This window comes from Paenibacillus rigui, from assembly GCF_002234615.1.
GTDB classification, from domain to species: Bacteria; Bacillota; Bacilli; order Paenibacillales; family NBRC-103111; genus Paenibacillus_S; species Paenibacillus_S rigui.
On the sequence record NZ_NMQW01000037.1, the window covers coordinates 15914 to 39182 of the forward strand.

The 23269-nt window shown below is 49.2% G+C and carries 16 protein-coding genes and 1 pseudogene; 13 read left to right on the forward strand and 4 right to left on the reverse strand.

The annotated features are described in order from the left end of the window. Positions 1–46: 46 nt before the first annotated feature. From CF651_RS23180 to CF651_RS23210, 8 genes and pseudogenes are all read left to right on the forward strand, one after another. Positions 47–1579 carry a response regulator transcription factor gene (locus CF651_RS23180; protein WP_094017262.1) on the forward strand — a complete coding sequence of 511 codons (1533 nt, stop codon included), beginning with the start codon at positions 47–49 and terminating at the stop codon, positions 1577–1579. A gap of 7 nt (positions 1580–1586) precedes the next feature. Next, on the forward strand, positions 1587–3428 hold the full coding sequence (locus CF651_RS23185) for a sensor histidine kinase (RefSeq protein WP_094017263.1): 1842 nt from the start codon (positions 1587–1589) through the stop codon (positions 3426–3428). 220 nt (positions 3429–3648) lie between these two features. Then, positions 3649–6351, forward strand: a pseudogene (locus tag CF651_RS23190) (DUF5695 domain-containing protein); the annotation flags it as partial. A gap of 132 nt (positions 6352–6483) precedes the next feature. Next, on the forward strand, positions 6484–6801 hold the full coding sequence (locus CF651_RS33425) for a galactose-binding domain-containing protein (protein ID WP_425436311.1): 318 nt from the start codon (positions 6484–6486) through the stop codon (positions 6799–6801). A gap of 201 nt (positions 6802–7002) precedes the next feature. Further along, positions 7003–8301 carry an ABC transporter substrate-binding protein gene (locus CF651_RS23195; protein WP_094017264.1) on the forward strand — a complete coding sequence of 433 codons (1299 nt, stop codon included), beginning with the start codon at positions 7003–7005 and terminating at the stop codon, positions 8299–8301. Between the two features lie 14 nt (positions 8302–8315). Continuing rightward, positions 8316–9233, forward strand: coding sequence for a carbohydrate ABC transporter permease (locus CF651_RS23200; protein ID WP_094017265.1), 918 nt, complete (start codon positions 8316–8318; stop codon positions 9231–9233). A gap of 6 nt (positions 9234–9239) precedes the next feature. Then, positions 9240–10091, forward strand: coding sequence for a carbohydrate ABC transporter permease (locus tag CF651_RS23205; RefSeq protein ID WP_094017266.1), 852 nt, complete (start codon positions 9240–9242; stop codon positions 10089–10091). Between the two features lie 41 nt (positions 10092–10132). Then, positions 10133–12112: a glycoside hydrolase family 127 protein gene (locus CF651_RS23210; protein ID WP_094017267.1), complete on the forward strand. Its 1980-nt coding sequence runs from the start codon at positions 10133–10135 to the stop codon at positions 12110–12112. A 373-nt stretch (positions 12113–12485) separates the two neighbouring features. Here CF651_RS23210 and CF651_RS23215 read toward each other — a convergent pair whose 3' ends face one another. The 3 genes from CF651_RS23215 to CF651_RS23225 form a co-directional block, all read right to left on the reverse strand. Further along, positions 12486–13400, reverse strand: coding sequence for a helix-turn-helix transcriptional regulator (locus CF651_RS23215; protein ID WP_094017268.1), 915 nt, complete (start codon positions 13398–13400; stop codon positions 12486–12488). Positions 13401–13577: 177 nt separating this feature from the next. After that, complete coding sequence (locus tag CF651_RS23220; RefSeq protein WP_094017269.1) at positions 13578–14507, reverse strand: NmrA/HSCARG family protein; 930 nt, start codon at positions 14505–14507, stop codon at positions 13578–13580. 376 nt (positions 14508–14883) lie between these two features. Next, positions 14884–15465 carry a TetR/AcrR family transcriptional regulator gene (locus CF651_RS23225; protein WP_245856110.1) on the reverse strand — a complete coding sequence of 194 codons (582 nt, stop codon included), beginning with the start codon at positions 15463–15465 and terminating at the stop codon, positions 14884–14886. Between the two features lie 264 nt (positions 15466–15729). Here CF651_RS23225 and CF651_RS23230 point away from each other — a divergent pair, with 264 nt between their 5' ends. From CF651_RS23230 to CF651_RS23250, 5 genes are all read left to right on the forward strand, one after another. Next, positions 15730–17184 carry a 4-hydroxyphenylacetate 3-hydroxylase family protein gene (locus CF651_RS23230; protein ID WP_094017271.1) on the forward strand — a complete coding sequence of 485 codons (1455 nt, stop codon included), beginning with the start codon at positions 15730–15732 and terminating at the stop codon, positions 17182–17184. Positions 17185–17201: 17 nt separating this feature from the next. Next, positions 17202–18362 carry an FMNH2-dependent alkanesulfonate monooxygenase gene (gene ssuD, locus CF651_RS23235; RefSeq protein ID WP_094017272.1) on the forward strand — a complete coding sequence of 387 codons (1161 nt, stop codon included), beginning with the start codon at positions 17202–17204 and terminating at the stop codon, positions 18360–18362. Positions 18363–18503: 141 nt separating this feature from the next. Next, entirely contained in the window at positions 18504–19580 is a 1077-nt protein-coding gene (sfnG, locus tag CF651_RS23240; protein ID WP_094017273.1) for a dimethylsulfone monooxygenase SfnG, read from the forward strand. Positions 19581–19619: 39 nt separating this feature from the next. Continuing rightward, complete coding sequence (locus CF651_RS23245; protein WP_094017274.1) at positions 19620–20825, forward strand: acyl-CoA dehydrogenase family protein; 1206 nt, start codon at positions 19620–19622, stop codon at positions 20823–20825. A 273-nt stretch (positions 20826–21098) separates the two neighbouring features. Next, on the forward strand, positions 21099–22148 hold the full coding sequence (locus tag CF651_RS23250; protein ID WP_094017275.1) for an aromatic ring-hydroxylating oxygenase subunit alpha: 1050 nt from the start codon (positions 21099–21101) through the stop codon (positions 22146–22148). 138 nt (positions 22149–22286) lie between these two features. On the opposite strand, the gene CF651_RS23255 is transcribed toward CF651_RS23250, so the two are convergent. Next, positions 22287–23237 carry a helix-turn-helix transcriptional regulator gene (locus CF651_RS23255; RefSeq protein ID WP_094017276.1) on the reverse strand — a complete coding sequence of 317 codons (951 nt, stop codon included), beginning with the start codon at positions 23235–23237 and terminating at the stop codon, positions 22287–22289. Between the last annotated feature and the right edge of the window lie 32 nt (positions 23238–23269).

The following is a 23269-nucleotide window of genomic DNA, read 5'->3' on the forward strand; positions in this document are numbered from 1 at the left end:
CTGATGAAGGCTTGGGGACGGTAAAGCTGTTTGGGAGGGAAGCGTAATGCTGCGTGTGCTGCTGGTTGACGATGAGCCTGGTCAAATCATTGGATTTCGCAAGCTTCTTCAGCGCGTGAGACCGGACTATGATATTGCATCGGCCAGAAATGGTTATGATGCGATCAGCTTATGCGAAAAACAAACGTTTGATCTTATATTCACGGACATCCAGATGCAGGTCATGAATGGATTGGAATTGATGGAAAGATTGGATAGCGGCCTCCGGACCCGTGCCAAGGTCATTGTTTTAAGCGGTTACGACTATTTTGACTATGCTCAAAGGGCGCTGGCTCATGGCGCATTTGCGTATTTGCTGAAGCCGTTGGATTTGAACACCTTGCAGGATGTACTTCGCCGCGCTGAGCATGCGTTGGATCAGGAGGAAGCCAAATTCAAGGTATATCGGGAACGGCTGCAGATGGCTTGGATGAAGGGCACCGTTTTCCCGGAAGAAGATATGGAAACGAAGCAGCTGCTGCCATGGCACGAATCCGGCCACGTGTGCTTGGTACGTCTCCGGTTCGGTTCCATAACCGAAGTGCTTATGCTGCAGAAGCAGCTGGAAGTCTCCTGGAAGGAGAGCGGGCTTTTGTTCAGCGTAGTCATCCACGATAAGCTTCCGGTACTCGCTGCTGTTGTCAATGGAAATCGGAGCCGTTCCGATTTTGTGGAAATGAGGGAAAAGCTTGCTCGGGAGGGGACAGCTCTCAGGGATGCTTGTCTTGCTGTCTCCTCGTGGGGGACATTCACGGAAGGGATTCATGACAAGTACAAAGAAGCCGAAGCGGCAGCCGCCCAACAATTTTACGAACCGGACGGACATGTGTTCATCATTTCTGAAAGCAGAATAGCGGATGATTATAAGCCGGTCATCCAGGCTAAAGAAGAGACAGCTGTTCTTGAAGCTCTTCGTCAGAACGATACCCAGGGGTTAAAGAGTTTGCTTCAGAGCATCATTAACGGCATGCTGACAGGCAAATATCCGTTACCGGATTATATGAAGCTCCGATGCAAGGTGATGGTTACGAAGTGGTTGGATGAGGTCGAGCTGCTAAGACAGAACCATGATACATATAAAGAGCTTATGCAGGGTGTCGAGACCGCAATCGAGCAAGCCGGCACGATGGCGGAGTTAATTGGATCCATAGAGGAATTATTGCTGGCGATGATGCAGATGGCAGAAACGATCAAGCTGCACCGAAAAGATGAAATGATCTACCAATACTTGGCTTACATTGATGACCATTACATGGAAGATCTGTCTTTGGAGAAAATCGCAGGCCATTTCGAGCTGAGTCCCAATTATTTCAGCCAATATTTCCGCAGCAGACTGGACATCAATTTCACGAAGTACGTAACGCAGGTAAAGCTCAACAAGGCCAAGCAGCTGCTGGAGAACCAGAGCGACAAAATCTATGCGATTGCGGCCCAAATCGGCTATCAGGAAGTGAAGTATTTTAACCGCGTATTCAAAAAAGAGTTTGGCATGACGCCGGAGGAATACCGCAGGTCGATACGGATGCTGCGAAAAAAGTAGGTGCACGATGAGTACATATGTAAGGGCTTTCCTCAGAACGTTTCAAGCGTGGAAATTTCGCACCAAGGTGCTTATATTTTATGCGGCCTTCATCGTTATCCCCTTTATCCTGATCAGCTTTAATTATTATCGTACGAGCTCCAACATCATATTGACGAATTCCGGGAACAGCATGCTTGAGGTGGTCAAGAAAAATATACAATTTACCGATATGGCCATGGAAGAAATACGCCAGCGCTCGCTATCGCTGCTCGCCGACCCGGATCTGTACCGTGTGTTTAACCGGGAGCAGCCGCCGCAGGAGCCTTTGGAGCTTCTTGAAATGGACCGCAAAGTATCGGACATTCTGAACAAATATTATTACTTCGATACGTACATCGACTCCGTACAGCTTGTCACAAGCTATTACAGCTTTGGCAATGTATCCACGGTGACAAGTCGTCCGACGCTGATCAGTGTGAGGCCGGGCATGCTGACGGGATCGAAGATATACCAGCAAGCCATTCATGCGAATGGTAAATTAATCTGGTTCCCGACCTATGATTTCTCCAAGCAATTTCACCAAGACGAGTTGGCTGCGATGGATCCGAGGTACAGGTTTGTGTTCTCCGCCGCCCGCATGATGAAAAGCTCTATCGTAGAAGGCGGTGTATTCAAGGTTTGGAGCCAGCAGGTGGAGGTACCGATGCTGCTCATCAATTTTAATGAAAGCTTCTTTCGCAATGTACGAAGCGAGCTGCATATCAAGGATTCATATATGTACGTCTTATCAGGCGACGGCACGGTCATCGCTCATCCCGACATGGATTTGTTAACGCAGCAGGAATCATCGGATTGGCTGAAGCAAGCCGTTGCAAACAAGGAAGGCACCGTAATCAGCAGTATCAACGGTGAAAAAATGTTCATTTGCTATGCTACATCCGACGTTACAGGCTGGATGTCCGTGCTTGTCATCCCTTATGACCAGTTAATTCGGAATTTGAAATTAATTGATACGAGCAGCCTATATATTACTTTGATATTGCTCGTTTTATCGGTCTATTTGGCCTATGTCCTTTCAGGTTGGCTGACGAAGCCTATGAAAAAGCTGCTGATCGGGTTCCATATGACCGGAAATGGGGACTTCACAACGAAAATTGCCGAACCGGATGATCTCGAATTCGGCATTGTGATCAAGAAGTTCAATTCCATGAACGACCGGATTCATGAGCTGATCAAGGAAAATTATGAAGTGAAGCTGAGGGAGAAGGAAGCCGAGCTCATGGCGCTGAACCTGCAATTAAACCCTCATTTTCTGTACAATACACTTAACGTCATCAACTGGATGGCGTTGGACAAGGATCAGGAAGAGATCAGCCGAATGCTCGTCAGTCTTTCGCTCATGCTGCAATATGCCGTAAGGAACAAGGAGGAGGAGGTCGCATTCCGGGACGATCTGGTCTGGCTGCAAAGCTATATCCATATTATGGAGAACCGGTATATGGGCATTTTCAAAGTAGAGTATGAGCTGGATGCTATCCCTTCGGAAGCGAAGGTACCAAAGATGTTCCTGCAGCCCTTTGTCGAGAATGCGATTATTCATGGATTTTCCTACCACGCGGAGGGCGGCCTCATTCACATATCGGGACAACGGGTGGAGGAGAACCTGGTTTTCACCATCCGCGATAATGGAACGGGGATGCATAGCGAGCAAATAGCCTCCATTCTGAATTCCGAAACAGCCGGTGTCGGGATGATGAATGTTCAAAACCGCATTCAGTTGCTTTACGGAACATCGTACGGCATCTCCATCGCTTCAGCAGCGGGAGAAGGTACGGAGATTACCATTACATTCCCTCTGCATGGATGAAACTTATACAGCTCCCCTTGGTTTGTAAAATCAGGGGGCTGTTTTTTTAACAAGTAAAATGTAACCGCTTACGAAAAGGTTCATATTTTATAAAAAATGGTTGTGAATATTAATGTAAATCCTTGTTGTTTTTTATATGATAGGGCTATAAACGCTTCGACAATATTTCCCAGCGTTTATAAACAAATCCAAAAAAAGAGAGTGAGGTTTCTTCATGCAAATGGGAAGCAGGTTTTGGCACGAATGGTCCAAGCCTCGGCACATCCAGCTGTTTGCAGCTTCCGCCTTCGCGGCGGCGGCCATCATGTTCCTTCCTCAGGATGCATCGGCAGCAACAATCTCCAACAGCAACTTCACCGTACAGACAGGCACCAACGGGGAGATTACGTCTCTGCAAATTGGAGGTGATACGTACCCGACCAACTATGTAATGAATGCGACGAACGCGCCGAATCAGAATACGGCGGACCATCAGTGGGTTGGCGAGCTTATGTTTACGTACAAGCTTGGTTCTGGCGCATGGACGCAAGCGCTTACTAACAAATCCTCCGATGTGAGAACCATTACGCAGTCAGGCAATACTGTCAATGTAAGCTATCAGAATTCAGCAAACAGCGCGGGCATTCGTAACTTTAAAGTGGACGAATCGTATGCGCTCGAGAATGATTACTTGAAATGGCAGATTACCGTGACCAATACAAGCAGCCAGACGCTGGAGATTGGTGATTTCGGGCTTCCGCTTCCGTTCAACGAATTTTTTAGCGGGGGGAATAATGAGGAAATTTATGAAACTCGAACCATTACGCATGCTTTTATCGGCAATAACAGCTCCTATATTGTTGCGCAGCGGCCGAGTGGGATTGGGCCTTTCCTGCTGATGGTTCCCGATACCACCACGGGGGCGGGGCTCGAATACCAGGACAACTGGCGCGTCGAGGAGCATCCGAACAGCACCTGGGCTGCGGATCAAGGGGGCTATGCCAAAGGGTTGAACGTATATTACATTCATTCCAATGTGATCAAAAGCAATAATCGCGGCTACCTGCCGAATACGAGCTTGACACTGGCCCCGGGGGCTAGCAAAACGTACGCCTTTAAGTTTTTTAAAGCGGCGGATGAGTACGCGATACAGGACAGGCTGTACAGCGAAGGCATGATTGATGTGAATGTCGTGCCCGGGATGATCGTGCCTACGAATCAGACGGCAAAGTTCGACCTGCATACCTCGAAGACCATTACGAGCATCACCCCGCAGTATCCATCGGAAACAACCGTCACATCGTTGGGCACCACAGGAACCAACCATAAGCTGTACCAGCTGACCATGAGTCATTTGGGTGCTAACAATATTACCGTGACGTACGGAAGCGGCGAGAAGACGGTGCTTCAATTTTACGCCATTGAGCCTATTGATACAGCGCTGCAGCGGCATGCGACGTTCATGGTGAACAATCAGCAGTGGAATGTACCCGGCGATATCCGGGATAAGGTATTCGATGATTGGATGATGCAGACCAAAGCCAAGCGCAATAATTTTGCGGGCTATTGGGGCTGGGGCGATGATTGGGGCTTAACTCACGGCCAGTTCCTCGCGGAGAAAAACGCATTGTCACCGGTGGCTTCGGAAGTGACGGCGCTGGACAATTACCTGGAGACAGCGATATGGACCAATCTGATGAACGGGCATCACAGCGATTATCTCGTTCCCGACTTCTTGATGGCCCAGCCGAATACGACCCCGACCTATAGAGGCTACGCCTACCCGCATATTTACAACACTTACTTCAGCATGTACAAAATTGCCAAAATGTACCCGAATCTCATTACCTACAAAAACCCTAAAAATACGTACCTGCTGCGTGCATATAACATTTTTAAAGCGCTGTATGACGGTCCTGTAGCTTATAACTGGAACACGGGCTTGATGGGAGAGCTGACGACGCCGGACATTATTAAAGCGTTGCAGGATGAAGGCTTAACGACGGAGGCAAACGATATCATCAGCAAAATGGCCACCAAGTACAACAATTTTGCTTCGACCACCTACCCGTACGGCTCCGAATACAACTACGACAATACAGGGGAAGAGGCCGTCTACATGCTGGCCAAAATGAACAATAACAACACGATTCGCGGCAAGATTAATGCCAAGACAAGAGCCGCCCGCGGCCATATGCCTGTCTGGTACTATTACGCCGATCCCGTAACGATCACCGGGGATAACTGGTGGAATTTCCAATACACGACTTCGCTTGCCGGTTATGCGATGGATGATTGGATCCGCACGAATTCTACGAAGCCGGAAACCGAGCAGCGGTTGTCCTATGCCGCCAAAATTGCCAATGTCAGCGCCATTAACTCCGGACAAATCAGCAGCGATCCTGCCAATATCGGTGCGGTATCGTGGACCTACCAGGCGAATAAGGGCAATTATGGCGCTCTCGGTCTGGACGGCGGGCCGTTGTTCAACGGCTGGAGAGGCATGAGCGGGGAAGCGGATCTAGGCTTGTTCGGGGCGTTAAAAGTATTAAGCGCGGATGTGGCCGTCGATCCGATCTTTGGATTGTATGGCTATGGAGCGGACGTTTCGTTAAGCGGAGGTGCTTACACGGTCACGCCGAAGGATGGCTTGAACAAGCGCTTGAACCTCATTACTGAGAAGTTCTCGATGGAGCTTGAAAGAGATCAGTACACGGCGGCGACGGTAGCTACCGTCAAAAACAATGTATATTTTACACTGAAAAATATGATGACTTCAGCGGCCCATACAACCAAAGTCACATTTACCGGACTTGCTGCGGGTACCTATGACGTGCTTATCAACAATACGAAGGTCAGCACTGTAAGTGCTGCAGGCAGCGGAAAAACCGTTGTGAACCTGAGCATCGGTACTAATGCGACGTATGATGTGAAGCTGCAGGCCGCAACCTCCACCGGACCGACGGATATAGCGCCTCAGGGAACAGCGACGACTTCGTTTGTATCCTCCTGGGAAAGCTTGGCCGGGCTGAACGATGGCTACGCGCCTACAAGCTCCAATGACAGAGGACACCCGGTGTACGGCAATTGGGATAACCCCGGAACAACGCAATGGGTACAGTATGATTTCGCCTCAGCCAGAACGATATCCAGCACGGACATCTACTGGTTTGATGACGATCAAGGCATTGATCTTCCAGCCTCTTATACGCTCCAGTATTGGAATGGAACCGCATGGGTCAATGTAGCGAACCCATCGGGTCTTGGCATCGCTGCGAACCAATACAATACAACCACCTTCACCCCGGTATCGACAACAAAATTCAGAGTCAATATTACGGCAAAAGCTGCGTATTCGACAGGAATGGAGTCCTGGAAGGTTTACGGTACGTAAGGTGTAATGAAGCTGTCCAAGCTGGCCTGCCCGGCCTCTTGGGCAGCTTTTTGTTTGTCAGTCCGATAGCCGTGCACCTGATTGCAAATAGGTTGATATTTTTAAAAAAGTGGTTGAGATCCTTTGTCGTCAAGCCGCAGCGGTTTAGCTTATAATTCAGCTGTAGCGCTTTCACAAACCATAAAATGGGGGATGAGAAATATGAAAAGATCACTCAGTATTACGCTGGCCTTAGGCTTAGCCTTGTCTACCGTGCTGAGCGCCTGCTCCAGCCAACCGGAGGCACCGCCGAAAGCAGGCTCGACGCCAACGAAGTTAACGTTCTGGACCTTCGTCGATTTGCATCAGAAGTATTGGGAGAGCATGGCCCAAAGCTGGAACAAGTCGCATCCGGAGGAGCCGATTCAGCTGGAAGCGACAACGATTCCATACGATGATATGCACTCCAAGCTGCTGATCGCATTGCAGACCAAAACGGGAGCGCCGGATCTGGTTGATATCGAGCAAAGTAAATTTCCGAATTTTGTACGCGGTCAAACGAATTTGGTTCCTCTGGATGACATCGTATCCCCGGCGCTGCCGAATATTGTGAAATCCCGGGTCGATATTTACAGCAAGAACGGCAAGTATTACGGGGTGGATTACCATGTTGGCGCGACCGTCATTTATTACAACAAAGAGATATTAGACAAAGCGGGCGTCAATCCAGACAATATCAAGCTGTGGAGTGACCTGGAATCCGCGGGCAATCAAGTGCTTGAGAGAACAGGCAAGCCCATCATTACGTTCGAGGGCAATGGAAACTGGTCTTGGTGGCCTGCCATCTCCCAGCAGAAATCGGACCAGGTCGATGCCAAGGGGAATGTGACGATCGACAATGAGGTCAATATCAAGACGATGCAATTTTTCCAGAAGCTCGTGAATGAGAAGATCGCTGCCGTCGCTCCGGGTGCCGGTCATGATACGGAAGAATATTTTGGCTTTATGAACAAAGGCGGCGCAGCCTCCGTCTTCATGCCGTTCTGGTTCATGGGGCGCTTCACCGATAAAATGCCGGATCTGAAAGGCAAAATGATCGTACGGCCCATGCCTGCATGGGAGCCGGGAGGTAACCGTTCGGCAGGTATGGGTGGAACCGCCACCTCGATTACAGATCAGTCCAAGCATGTTGAACTCGCCAAGAAATTTCTCACCTATTCGAAGCTGACCAAAGACAGCGGCATCCAAATTTGGAAGCAGCTTGGGTTCGATCCGATCGTGACCGATGCCTGGACCGATGCGGCGATGAAGGAATCCAACAAATTTACGGATTACTTCGGCAACGATATTTTCGATACGCTGCTGAAGGTGAAGAATGAAATCGCTCCTGTCAACATTACGGACAACGAGCCACTCGTGTTCGATGCCATACGCAACAAAGCGATGCCGCAAATTTTCCTTGAGAAGAAGGACCCGGCTCAAGTGTTGAAGGCTGTCGGGGACGAGTTAAGAAAAAAATAGTCAGGAGCTAAAGTATGCCGAGTGAACATGCGCTAGTAAGGGTTCATGCTGTCAGCAGGAGGAAAACATTCCGATGGGCGCCTTATTTGTTTATATTGCCCTTCCTGCTATCGTTCTTGCTGTTCTTCGCCTATCCTATCGCGAGCTCAATCCTCATGAGCTTCCAGCATATTGAGCCGGGTGAGGAAACGTTCATCGGATTGGACAATTACAGGAAGCTGTGGAATCCCGACTTTATCAAGGCCATTACGAACAATTTCAGCTATACGTTCTGGACGCTGCTTGTTCTCATTCCAGGCCCGATGGTGCTTGCCGTACTCCTGAATGCTAAGCTGACGCCGGCACGCAACTTTTTTCGATCGGCGCTGTTTATTCCGGCTCTGACCTCGGTAGTTGTGGCAGGTGCGATATTCCGGCTCATCTTCGGTGAACTGGACGGCTCACTGATGAACTCCGTGCTGCAGCTCTTCGGGCTCTCCAGTCAAAAGTGGCTGCTGCAGCAAAACACGGCAATGCTTGCCATGGTACTGCTGGCTGCATGGAGATGGATGGGGATCAATATTCTGTATTATTTATCCGCGCTTCAGAGCATTCCAAGGGATCTGTATGAATCCGCGAAGATCGATGGGGCAGGGATCTGGAACCAGTTTATCCGCATTACTGTTCCCATGCTAAGGCCGATCACCATTTATGTGCTCACGATAAGCATTTACGGCGGGTTTGCCATGTTCACGGAGAGCTACATGCTGTGGGCGGGCAAACCTTCCCCGCAAAATATCGGACTCACAATCGTAGGGTACATCTATCAGCAGGGCTTCCAATATTTCAATTTAGGCTTCGGAGCCGCCATTGGCGTTGCTTTGCTGGGTATCACATTGCTGCTGAATCTTATTCAATTAGCATGGTTTGGCTTGTTTCGGAAGGAGGAATAGCCTGCAATGAAATCCAAACAAAGCCTTCTTATGCCTAAGACAGTGCTTTTCGTTCTTTTCACGGCTCTTGCCATCATGGCGTTGTTTCCGCTGTACGCGTTATTTCTTGGCTCGTTAAAGCCGGCAACGGAATTTTTTCGGTATGGGCTTAACGTCAGATGGGATTTCGATCTCATGAGCCTTCATAATTACCAGTCGATTTTCGAAGCCAAGGGCGCCGCCAAGCATTATTTTACCTGGTACAAGAACAGTGTAATGATTACGGTTATTTTCACAATCCTCAGCTTACTGCTGTCGTCCATGGTAGGCTACGGCTTGGCAATGTATCAATTTGCTGGAAGAAACTTCGTGTTTTCGCTTGTTTTACTAACGATGATGGTGCCTGTCGAGATTATTATTCTTCCTCTGTACAAAGAAATGATTGCCCTCAGGCTGATTAATACGATCTGGGGTATTATTTTACCTTTTGCCGTCGCACCGCTGCCGATTTTTTTCTTTCGTCAGTTTGCCTTAAGCCTGCCCAAGGATTTCATGGATGCCGGGCGCATGGACGGCTGCGGCGAAGCCGGTATATTTTTCCGAATTATGGTACCGCTGATGGTACCGGCCTATGGTTCCATGGCGATTCTTCAGGCGTTGGCCAGCTGGAACAACTTCCTGTGGCCGATCATCGTGATGCGGACTACCGACAAATTCACGCTTCCTATCGGGCTCGCTACCTTCTTATCGCCGCTCAGCGATAATTATGACGTGCTAATTGCCGGAGCTGTACTGTCTATAGTACCGATTCTAATTTTGTTTGTGTTTTTCCAACGCTTCTTTATTGAAGGTCTTACCGTTGGCGGCGTTAAAGGCTGACAGGCTAATAATATAAAAGTGGATGAGAGTGGTGCTAGCATATGACAAAGCAAACAGCAGACTTTAGTTCGAGGGCATTAAGCGTCCGTGTGGAGGATCCTTTCTGGTCTCCCTATATTCAATTGGTAAAAGATGTCGTGATCCCTTATCAATGGGATGCATTGAATGACTTGATTGAGGGGGCAGCGCCCAGCTGCGCGATCCGCAATTTCCGTATCGCAGCAGGGGAAGAACAGGGAAGCTTCAGCGGCATGGTATTTCAGGACAGCGATTTGTACAAATGGATTGAGGCTGTGGGTTTTATTCTGGAGGCACAGCCTGATCCCGAACTGGAGCAGGTTGCAGATGATGTCATCGAGCTGCTAGCGAAAGCGCAGCAGCCCGATGGGTATTTAAACACCTATTTTACGGTGAAGGAGCCCGATAGCCGTTGGACCAATTTGGCGGAGTGCCACGAGCTTTACTGCGCCGGTCATCTCATTGAAGCGGGCGTTGCATATTTCCAGAGTACAGGGAAGCGCAGGTTATTGGATGTATGCTGCCGGTTTGCAGATTACGTCGATACCGTATTCGGGAATGAGCCTGACAAGCTTCAGGGGTATGACGGACACCAGGAAATTGAGCTGGCTCTGATGAAGCTATATGAAGTGACAGGGGAGGCGCGATACCTGAAGCTCAGCCAGTTTTTTCTCGATGAACGCGGCAAGCAGCCCGGATTTTATTTACAAGAGTATCGCCGGCGCGGAAACAAGGTGCATTTCCCCGAGCTGGATATCGCACACGATCTGAAATACAGTCAAGCGCACATTCCCGTGCGCCAGCAAGAAACCGCCGTCGGTCATGCCGTCCGTCTTGTCTATATGTGCACGGGCATGGCGCACGTTGCCGCCGTAACGAAGGATGAAGGGCTGATTGAGGCGTGCCGCAAGCTTTGGTCCAATATCGTCCGCAAGCAAATGTATGTTACCGGAGCCATAGGCGCTATGGCGTATGGAGAGGCTTTCACTGTCGATTATGATCTGCCGAGCGATACTATTTATGGGGAAACGTGCGCGTCCATTGGACTCATCTTTTTTGCCAGACGCATGTTGGAGCTGGAGCCCAGAAGCGAGTATGCTCATGTGCTGGAGCGCGCGCTGTATAACACGGTCCTTAGCGGGATGGCGAAGGATGGTAAGCACTTTTTCTATGTGAATCCGCTGGAGGTTTATCCCAAAGCCAATCCGATGAACAAAATATATGAGCATGTAAAATTGCAGCGCCAGCAGTGGTTCGGCTGCTCCTGCTGCCCTCCCAACATTGCGAGACTGCTCGCTTCGCTCAACCGTTATGTGTATACCTTTAAGGAAAACACGCTATACGCGCACCTGTACATAGGGGGGGAAGCCCGAGTTGATCTCGGAGGCCAATATGTAACGATCGGGCAAAGCTCCGGCTACACCGAGGACGGCCGTGTCCGGTTCGAAGTGCAGACGGATCAGGAAACCGCTTCATTTGCTCTGGCATTACGAATTCCGGAATGGTGCCGAACGGTACAATATCGGGTGAACAATGTCGCTTGTCATCCGCCGGATGAGGTGGTTGACGGGTATGCCCGAATCCTGAGAGATTGGCGGTCCGGCGATACCGTGGAGCTTCAGTTTGAGATGCGGGTCCATTCTGTAGCAGGACACCCGCTGATTCGGCAAACAGCCGGGAAAATAGCGCTTCAGCGCGGACCCTTCCTCTACTGCATGGAGGAAGTGGATAACGGGAGCAATCTGCACCTACTCCAAATCACAAGTGACAAGGCATTTCAAGTCGAATACGACCCGCATTTGCTTGGAGGTTTGCATAAAATTGTCGCCTCTTCCGTACGTACTGAAATTCCTTCCGAGGAGGACGGTTTATATTTCAGCGATACCCAGTGGCCGTCCAGCCCTGTCCAAGCCACTTTCATCCCCTATTATGCCTGGGGCAATCGCGGGGTAGGGGAGATGCGGGTATGGGTGAATGAAACCGGGATTCCTTCGGTGAAATAATAAGCAAACAAAGAAAAAATCTCTCTGGCTGAGAAGCCACTGAAAAAGCTACGGGCTGCAAGCTGCATGGACGGATCATTCTTCCGATCGCTGTTGTCCCCCGGATTTTCTAAGTTTCAATCCGCTTATAGTGGTCAAAATCCGGGGACAAAGGCGAACGCTAATGCTTCTATACAATGATTCCGTTCACTCCGCCCGTTTTTCAGTGACCTCCTTGCTAAGGGGGTTTTTCTTTGTTTGCAGCTAAGGAGGCAAGGGAGCGGGACAAAGCACAGGGTAGAACGGAGGGAGTCAGGCGTGGGGTGGAGGAGCGGAGCGTCCTCCGTAGAAGCTTGTGTTCTATCGCTGCTAGGCTGGATTCATGCTGATTTTGTTAATCCGGTCGATCTGAAGCCGCATTGGAAAGACCGGTGAAATTTTTGCGGAAATTTAACGGGGAGATGCCTTCTTTGTTGGAGAAGCAAGTGGAGAAATAGGAAGCATGCTGGAATCCGCTTTCCTCTGCTACTCTGGCCATGGACCAATCGGTTTGAATCAACAGTTTTTTGGATTGCTCGATCCGGTATTGAAGAAGATAGTCATTGGGTGTCATGCCGAACACTTTCAGCATACATTTGGCCAAATAGTTCGAATGATAGTTTAAGTGTTCCTGAAGCATGGCATTCGATATTTTCTGCGTATAATTTTGGCGAATGAACAGCTCAACTTTTTCCGCCAAATGAAAGGCAGTCATGTCCGTTGTTGTGATCAATTCGCGGTTAATATGCTGCATAAATAATTGAAAAGCATTCTGCTTCCGCCAATTGCGAATCGTCCGTGACTCGTGCTCCAGCTGAAAGAAATATTCAATACTTTCATATGCTTTTTGCGTAAGCTTCACATATTTCGGGATAAAAATGGAGTTCACCTCGGCATGGTTCAAGAATGCACTTTGCTTATGATTCTCTATTAAAGCGGCTTGATTCTCTAAACAGGAGTCCATATCCTCGTATTCCTCCCACGCACCATAGGTATGGAAGTGAATCCAGATAATTTCGGTTTCCCGCTCGCAGGGGGCGGCTCCATAATGGTGTAAATCCGGCCTGAGTATGAGGGCTTCTTGCTGCTGCACGTTCCATTGGTGCGGCCCTTCCCCGATGAATATAGCTCCTTTCTTGACCACAATCAAATCGAACGTACCGATGCTGCTTCGGCTGATATGACGTTCTCCCTGACGATAGAAAGCGCTTCCGAAATCTAAAAAGTAAGGGATGGGCGGGGCGATAAAATGAAGGATTTGTGGATTCATAGAGCTTCCTCGGTATGTTATATTTTTAAAAATATATGGAAAAGAAAGTTGCATATATCCATATCATACTGGAAGCATCCTGGATGTTCAAGACGTTGCAGCAACTTTTGCCGACCAGCTGCGGACCCCTCTATGGGGTCGAGAGATCCGCAATTTGTGCCGAACAGTAAAGGGTGTTTACACAGACATATGAATGGTAATGAAGCCTGCATGAGCTGCAGTCCACTGCTGAAAGGAGGTCAGCGGAACGCCATAAGATGCCGCCTCCTGGATGGAAGCATGATGCCCCACTTCGTTAAGCCATTCATCCTCGCGAACAAGGGTCCGGCCCTGGGCTAAGGCTTCTTGCGGAGATAAAGAGATTGCCTGGACTGCGCGTCCCGTAGCAGCGGTTAGTCTATGTGCGATCTCCTCCATAGTCAGTGCATCGGCAGCAAGCTCGATGGTTTTGCCCGCATAGAGGTCAGGCTTCTCAAAGGCCGCAACAGCCAATGCCCCGATATCATCGACTGCAATCAGCTGAATACGGGTATCCGGAGCAATTGCTGTAACCAATGTGCCTTGCCGAAGAGTCGGATACATGAAATCGACCATCGGTGCCAAGAAATTTTCCATGAACATCGCCGGTTTAAGGATGGTGTATGCAGCGAAGCCTGCGTTTCGAACCAGCTCTTCAATCTGCCATTTGCTCTCCCAGTATTGCTCGTTCCAGTAACCCGTTCCCGCACGAGGGTTATGCTTGTGATTGCCTGCCCCAACGACGCTAGTCTGAACGAAGTGACGGACACCGGCTTGTCGAGCTGCCTGAATTAATGTTAAGGCATTTCTCGTTTCTCTCTCCGGTTCGTTCCAATGTAAAAGAGGGATCGCGAATACGTCAGTTACGTTCTCCAAAGAAGCTTTTACTTCTGCAGGATTGTCGATGTTGCCATGAAACACTTCGGCACCCAGAGAGGCAAGCTCCGAGGCTTTGCTAGGATTGCGAACAAGCACACGTACCCGGTGCCCCCTCTCCAGCAGCTGGCGAGCCGTAGAGCCTCCTTGGGCACCGGTACCGCCGATGACTAGAAACAGCCTTTCCTGATTGACTTCATCAAATGCAACCATATGGTTACCTCCTTATGGAATGAGCTTTTCTTATCTTTCTTTCTCTATCCATACGATAAGGGATTCCGGGGAAAAGGTAAAAGCTGTCCTGATCCAGTAGAGGGCTGAATAGATGCAAAGGATGAAGAACATAAGGGGCGGGAATCACGTTCCCATCGTTTTACAAGATTTTACTTGACCTGACGCGATTTAGGCACTATGATAATATTTCTGTTAAAAAACCAAATAATGGGTGGATGTACCACCGAATGCGAAAGTCAAGATGCCTTGACCTTTTAGTGAGCAACTATGAGGTCAGGGCATTTTTTGTCACATAAGAGTTTATAGGTTTCTGGTGAGTCGGCACACTTTCAAAAGACCTCGGTAGAGGTTTCACTCACATCCCTGTCGATTTATAAATACCGAGGAATCCCAGCCTTGTTAGCTGAAGAGCCATATGGTGAGGGGAATAAATTTTGCTGTCCGTCAGCCATTTCTCCATAATTCCAATGGTTGAGCAGCTAATATAGTCAAGCAGAATGTCAAGCGGTACCTGGAGCTTTTGCTCTATACCAAGCTTCGAAAGTCGGGCGAAGAAGGCCTCACGGATCAAGCCGTTAAATTGGTTTCGAAAATCCCCTGCGGCATCTTTAGGCAGCATAACTTGATAAAAGTAATCATGCTCAAACACATGCTCGAACAGCGCCAAGAAAATAAGATCCGGATCGTTAAAAGACGGTGTACTGTGCGACGGTTCCACTCCAATCCGAATCCGTTCTGCAAGCAAATCCAATTTATCTGCAATCATTTTTTGCAGGAGGTCTTCCTTGTCAATAAAGTGAGCGTAAAAAGTCGATCGGTTAATGTCGGCTTGCTCTGCGATATCTACGATACTAATTTCGTGATAAGGCTTTTTTTGAAGAATGACTAAAAATGCTTGAAAGATCATCGTACGTGTGCGAAAAATTCTTCGATCCATTCCCTTGCTACCCTTCATCTCCATATCACCTCAAACAACGAATTCATCCTATCTGTTGTTTATCCGACAGGGATAAACCCAACCCCAATTAAGCTCGTGATGTAGCTTATTGTTTCGTTACGCAACGAAATTGAAAATTGTGTAGGGTAACCATCAATACCAAAAATACTGATTGTTGATATTAAATGGATAATCGCTATGATAATAAATAAAGCAGACAAAATCAATCGGAATAATAAAAATTATAAAACAAGGAGGTACAACTTGCGAGGAGATAAGTTTATATCGAGTCTTGACGATGGACGCAGTGTATGGCTGGAAGGCAAGCGAGTCCATAAAATTCCCGAGCACCCCGCCTTCAAGGGCACATTAACCACTATCAAATCGTTGTTTAATATGCTGGACGATCCCGTTCAGCGTGATCAAGTGGGGTATGCGGTTGGGCACCAAGGACACTACGCGCATAGCGCGTTTCTTGTTCCCCATACGGCACAAGAGCTTTCTAGGCGAAGTCAGTCTTTTTCCCGATGGTCTGCCGAAACAAACGGGATGATGAGCCGGTTATCCGATTACGCCCGATCATTGGTTACGGGCTGGTATGCCGCACGGCACCAGCTGTCAGCGCTGGATCCGAATTTCACGACTAAAATAACCGCCTACTATGAGGAGGCTAGAGATCACGACTTATTCTTGACAACAGCCATAATTGATCCGCAAATCGACCGTTCCAGCGGGCTTGATGATAAAAGGATATCCGAGAGGTTCTTGCATGTAGTCAGGGAAACCGAGGATGGCATTGTTATACGAGGGGCAAAAATGATAGCGACAGGTGCGCCATATACCCATGACTTTGTTATTTTCTCTTTCCTGCAGTTTCAGACGCAGCATCAGAAGCATGCACACGTACTGATCGTGCCCGCTAATTCGCAGGGGCTGCATATCGTTTGCAGGGAATCCTTCGCGGATTCGCGCGAGCAGAATCATCCGCTTAGCTCCCGATACGACGAGATGGATGCGGTCCTTTTCTTCGATGATGTTCTGATCCCTTGGGAAAGGGTTCTGCTTTACGGAGATCCTGAGAAGGTACTGGCATTGAGGGCAAACAAGACCGCGAATGGGCTGGCTTTTCATCAAAATGTCGTACGCTTTGTTGCCAAGCTCGAATTCGTTACCGGAATCTCGATTGCAGTAGCGGAATCCATCGGAGCCACGGGCTTTCTGCATATCCAAGAAAAGCTTGGTGAGCTGCTGACCCAGATCGATGTAATCAAAGCGCTGATTATTGCAGCCGAAACGACTGCGGTTTTGGACGAGGCCGGTGTTCTGGTACCTGATTTGTCTTATATCGAAACTGCTAGAAGCCTGGGGACCAAATACTACCCTAGAGCCATTGAAATTTTGCAGCAGGTCGGTGCCGGCGGCTTCGTACAGACTCCATCCGGTGTTGAGGACTTTTACGGACCGATCTCAGAGCTGATGCACCTCTATTTTGAAGGAGCTAGTGTCAGTGCCGAGAAAAAGGTGGAATTGTTCAAGCTGGCTTGGGATGTAATAGGCAGCCCGCTCGGCGCCCGTCACCTGCTGTACGAAAGGTTTTATGCTGGCGACCCGATAAGAGGCCTGGCGAACCATTACAGCCGATTTGACAAGGATACGTTAACGGCACCGATTTGGCGACTGCTCAAACAAAACAGCAAAGGACGCATGACAACAATTTGAACCAAGGGGGTACAGGGATGAATATATTTTGGTTTATACCGACGCATGGGGACGGCCGTTTTCTGGGTACAAGGGAGGGAGCCAGAGCCGTCAGCTACAATTATTGCAAGCAAGTCGCCCAGGCGGCCGATGAGCTTGGCTATACGGGGGTGCTGCTCCCGACGGGAAAATCGTGTGAGGATGCCTGGATTGTAGCCTCCTCCTTAATACCGGTGACCGAGAATCTGAAGTTTCTCGTGGCGGCTCGCCCGGGTCTCATGACGCCAACAACCGCAGCCAGAATGGCTGCGACACTAGATCGCTTCTCCAAAGGAAGGCTGCTGATCAATGTCGTGGCCGGGGGAGATCCGGTAGAGCTTGAAGGCGACGGGCTTTTTCTGGGACACGATGAGCGTTATGAGCTTACCCATGAGTTTCTGTCCATTTGGCGCAAGGAGCTGGGAGGCGAAGAAGTGGACTACACAGGGAAATACCTCATGGTCAAAGGGGGGACGGTTCTCTATCCGACGATTCAAAAACCGCATCCGCCCTTGTATTTTGGCGGTTCCTCCGAAGCTGCAATGGAAGTGGCGGCCGAGCATGTCGATGTGTACCTGACGTGGGGTGAGCCGCCTGATCAGGTTGAACGCAAAATTAACCGAATGCGCAGTCTTGCAGCCGAGAAAGGGCGCACCCTTCGTTTTGGCATCCGTATGCATGTTATCGTTCGCCCGACGGAAGCGGAAGCTTGGGAGGCTGCAGAGAGCTTGATCGCTCATTTGGACGATGAAACCATTGCTACCGCTCAACAAATATTCGCCCGCATGGATTCCGTTGGACAAAAAAGAATGTCCGAGCTGCATCGGGGCGATCGCTCCAGTCTCGTCATCGGTCCTAATCTCTGGTCCGGGATTGGGCTTGTAAGAGGAGGCGCCGGCACGGCTCTCGTTGGAAATCCGGACCAGGTTGCGGCGAGGATCAAGGAGTACGAGGCGCTTGGGATCGACACCTTTATATTATCGGGCTACCCTCATTTGGAGGAAGCCTACATGACTGCGGAGCTGCTTTTCCCCAAGCTGGGGTATTCCCGGCCTTACCAAAGCGAGGATCGTTCCTTTATCGGCCCTTTTGGGGAAATTATTGCTAACAACAAGATTCCGACAAATCATGCAAGCTCCGTACCTGCGGCTTCATCCTAAAACATAACTTCGTTGCCTATTAGTCAACTAAAGGCGCCTGAAAGCAAGTCATCAGGTGTCTTTTTTTGTTCCATTCTTTCGTTAGAACAGGGCATTGCCCTTGTCTATATATCCATTTATTCCTTGATGAGGTGAAGAACAGTGTCATTAAAGTTTGCTTATTGGGTACCCAACGTAAGCGGCGGATTGGTTATATCCAACATCCCGCAAAGGACAGGCTGGTCATACGAGGCTAATTCGAGATATGCCCGGCAGGCTGAGAAGGCAGGGTTCGAGTATGCGCTGCTCCAAACCAGATTTATCGCAAGCTATGGGGCCGAGAATCAGCTTGAAGCGATTGCGCTGGCTTCAGCGTTAGCTGCAGTTACAACGGAGCTGAAGCTTATTGCCGCAGTGCTTCCCGGGCTATGGCATCCGGGAACGATTGCGAAAGCCATCTCTACGATTGACCAGATCAGCAAAGGACGTGCAGCGGTGAATATCGTCAGCGGCTGGTTCAAAGGTGAGTTCCACGGCTTTGGCGAAGCCTGGCTGGACCATAACGAGCGTTACCGCCGTTCGGAGGAGTTTATCCGCGTGCTGAAGCAGCTCTGGAGTGAGGAGGAAACGAACTTCAGAGGAGATTTTTACCGCATCAACGGTGCTCCGCATAAGCCCAAGCCTCATGTCATTCCACCGGTGTTTCAAGGCGGGAATTCAGCTGCGGCACGTGAAATGGCAGCGCGAGTATCAGACTGGTATTTCATGAATGGGAATAGTATTGAAGGCTTCCGTACACAAATGGAGCAGGTATCCCAGTTGGCAGCTGCATATAACCGCAAGCTGAGCTTTGGTGTTAATGCGTTCGTTATCGTTAGAGATACGGAAGAAGAAGCACGTCAGGTTCTACGTGATATTATTGCTCATGCCGATCCTGAAGCGGTAGAAGGCTTCCGCAGCCAGGTTCAGTTCGCAGGCAAGGCTTCCCCGGAAAGAGAAGGCATGTGGGCTAACTCCAACTTCGATGATCTGGTTCAATATAATGATGGATTTAAGACCGGATTGATCGGAACGGCAGAACAAGTCGCGGACCGAATTATCGAATTAAAGAAAATCGGAGTCGATCTTATTTTGACTGGATTCCTTCACTATGACGAGGACATACAGTCCTTTGGAGAAAAAGTAATCCCGCTCGTAAGGGAGAAGGAGGCGGCTTTGCTGAGCGCGTCCACCATTTGACATATCGACAAATCAAATGAAATGAGGAGAGATGAAACGATGACAACTTATCTAAATCAAACAAGTACACGTACTAACTATAAACAGCTGCGCGAGGAAATCCGGGCGATTGTAGACAAAGTAATCAAACCAAGAGCTGAACTAACGGACCAGGAAGGAAAGTTTCCAAGGGAGAATCTGCAAGCGCTGGCTGAGGCAGGCTGGAACGGTGTTTTAATACCTGAGCAGTTTGGAGGCAAAGGGCTGGATCATGCTGCCTTTGCTATTGCGGCAGAAGAAATCGGAAGAGGCTGCCCGTCGACTTCTCTCGTCTATGTCATGCACGTCGGTGCCGTCCAAACGATCGCTTTATATGGGAATGAGGATCAAAAGGAACGGTGGTTAAAGCCCGTTCGCAGCGGCTCGATCGGTACCTATTCTACAAGCGAACGTGCATCAGGCGGCCATTGGTGGTTCAATTTCAGTGAAGCTTCGCGTGATGGAGAGGACTACATTCTGAATGCAGAGAAATCCTTTACGACCAGCTCCGGGCAGGCGGACTTCTATGTATTTCAGACGAGAACACCAGGCGCTCAGACGCCTACGGACGTCAGCTTCTTTATTGTAGATAGTTCACTTCCAGGGATTACACCGGGAGTGTGGGAGGCGCTTGGTGTCAGAGGCAATCACAGCGGCCCCATTAAATACGAGGGTGTTAGGGTTGATCCGAAGGATAAGCTTGGCACGGAGGGGCAAGGCCGGGAAATCCTGGAAAGCGGTGTGTCTCCGGTTTATCTCATCGGACTTGGCTCGACCTGGCTGGGGGTTGCGGAAGCGGCGCTCGAAGCTGCGACCGAATATGTCAAAGGGATGATCCATCGGGATTTCAACAAGCGTTTGGCCGATTACCAAATCATTCGTCAGCAGCTTGCCGAAGTAAAAGTGCTTATCGAGAGCCTTAAGCCATGGCAGCTATCGCTTGCCGAGCAGCTGGACGAATTGCAGGCACAGGGCCGTCCTCAGGTGGAGCTCCTGCTCCCGCTGGTGGAATTTAAAATTCATGCGGCTGAGGTTGCCAATAAAGCGACGAAAGCAGCTTTGGACGTTACCGGAGGCTATGGCTACAAAAAAGGCATATTCGAGAGACTGTTCAGGGATGCGCGAGCCGGAATTGCTATGGGCCCTTCCAACAACATTGCACGGGAGTGGATCGGTAAAGCGCTTGTGGGCCTCCCGCTGGAATTATGGTACGAGGGTGGAGAGTGAATCAAAGGAAAGCTGGTAACTGAATTCGGAAGAACGGTAGAATGAACACATTGATTGAAAAAGGTCGCTATGGATAGCGGCTTTTTTTCTGTTTTGAAATTGTTGTTGTTGTCAAAATACAAAACAATGCTCCATTTATTATGCATGTTAACTATATTGAATTTGCCGAGTTGCCAGGGGTTAATGCAAAGTTGTATACTACGTTTAAATTAATTGTTAGTTAATATAACATAATGATGACATGATTCGAAGTGGACATCAAAGGAGAGAGCCATGATGATTTCAAATGTCAAGAAATACAATGAGGAAGTTCAGCTGCCCCGGGATTGCACGTTTACGCCGGAGGATTGGCATGTGTTATCCCAGTATTGGTACCCAATCGCCCAGGCAAACGAAATCACAGATAAACCCGTTGCAGTCAAGCTGTTGGACATGAAGCTAGTATGCTACCGCAGCAAGGATAAGGTTGTCGTTGCGCGTGATCTTTGCTTCCATCGAGGGGCTCCTCTCAGCAAGGGATGGGTTGAGGAAGGGGAAATTGTTTGCCCTTATCACGGTTTTCGCTATAGCTGTGAAGGGCAGTGTACCTCAGTGCCCGCCCATCCTGATGCCAAAATTTCACCTAAGCTGAAATTAATTGTGTATCCTGCGGTTGAACGATATGGATTGATCTGGACATCTCTCGCAGCCTCGGAGGAAAATATTCCTTCGTTCCCAGGGTGGGATGACCCTGATTACCTGAACGTGCTGCCGCCTAGCTTCGATATTGCCGGATCGGCCGGACGTCAGATGGAAGGCTTCCTGGATGTATCTCACTTTGCCTTTGTTCATACGGAAACATTCGGTGACCGGAATAATACGAGTGTTCCTCAGTATCAAGTGAGGCGCGAAGGAAACGAGTTAATCGCGGAGTATTGGAGCACAGTCAGTAATTACGGAAAAGGGCAGGAAAACCCGGCGCCTGAAGGCTTTAACTGGCTTCGTGAATTCCGTGTGTTTGCTCCATTTGCTGCTTCACTTACGGTATATTTTCCAAACGATGGAAAGCTCATGATTCTGAATTGTGCATCCCCGGTTTCAGCACGGTATACACGGTTGTTTTGCCCGATCTCCCGCAATTTTGATAAAAGTGTACCTGTTGAGGATACCATTAAATTTAACCTGCAAGTGTTTCAAGAGGACCGGGAAATGGTGGAGGCGCAAACGCCGGAGGATTTACCGCTTGATTTGCAAGCCGAAGCCCATATTCCGGCAGATCGCACCTCGATAGCGTACCGTCAGCTGCTCACAGAGCTAGGCTTGGGAAGAAATTACACTTCGTAACAGGTTTATAAAAGCTACGCGAAAACGGAACAGGTGCATGTCAAAAGTATTTGACATGCACCTGTTCCGTTTGATTTTTCATCCTCCTGCTCACAACAATCCGAAGCGAATACTCGAAGGGAGCGTGCTGCTTAAAGCTCACGTTTCAAGCAATATTTCTCCCGTCCGGGACAGGTCATAGCCGGAGATTGCTTGAAGCTCTCGTCTGAATCCGTCGGAATGCAGAATTTGCAGCAGGGACTGAATCCAGTTCGTATTTTCCGGATTTTTGAGCATGACAAGATCATAGCGTTCCTGGATCAGCGGAATAAAATCAATATGTCCGACAAGGGAAGCGGTTTTCTCAATCCCGATACCGACATCGGCTTCACCGGAGGCCACCTTGGAGGCCACTCCGAGATGATTGGTCTGCTCATTGCCGTAACCGGCAAGCTGCTCCGGCTTGATTCCATGCTTACGCAGCTGTTCATCCAACAGCACCCGTGCGCCGGAGCCCTTCTCCCGATTCACGAAGCGCAAGCCTGGAAGGCTTAAGTCGGACCAATGGGCAAGCTTAAACGGATTACCGCGGGCTACATATAATCCGGCGTTTCTTGAAAGAAGATTGACGACCATGTAAGAGGAGCCCACAAGGAGTCTGCGAATATAGGGAAGATTATACTCTCCGCTGTCGCCATCCAAAAGATGGGTGCTCACGATGTCCGATTCCCCGCGGTACATGGAAATTAAGCTGTCGAGGCTTCCGACAAATGAACGCAGAGGACGTATTCCGGGGATGCTCTTTTCCATATGCTTGGCCAATATATCCAAACCGATATCATGTCCAGTTATGACGATAGGGCGTATGGAGTGAGTGGAAGTTAGTGCTTGGGTACGTACTGTCTGCCCCACTTCCGCAGATCGATCGGTCATCGTATTCATTTTCGCGCGCTGTTTATAGGCTTCCAGGTCAGAAGCGTCTACTCGCATTTGCTTGCCGACACGGTAGGAGGGAAGCTCTCCTTTTTTTATGAGATCATAAACCGTCAGCTTCGATATTTTCAGCAGCTTGGCAATTTCTTCGGTGGTATATGACATATCGCTGGACAAGGCAGGATCCTCCTAAGTAAACCGGGTTAGCT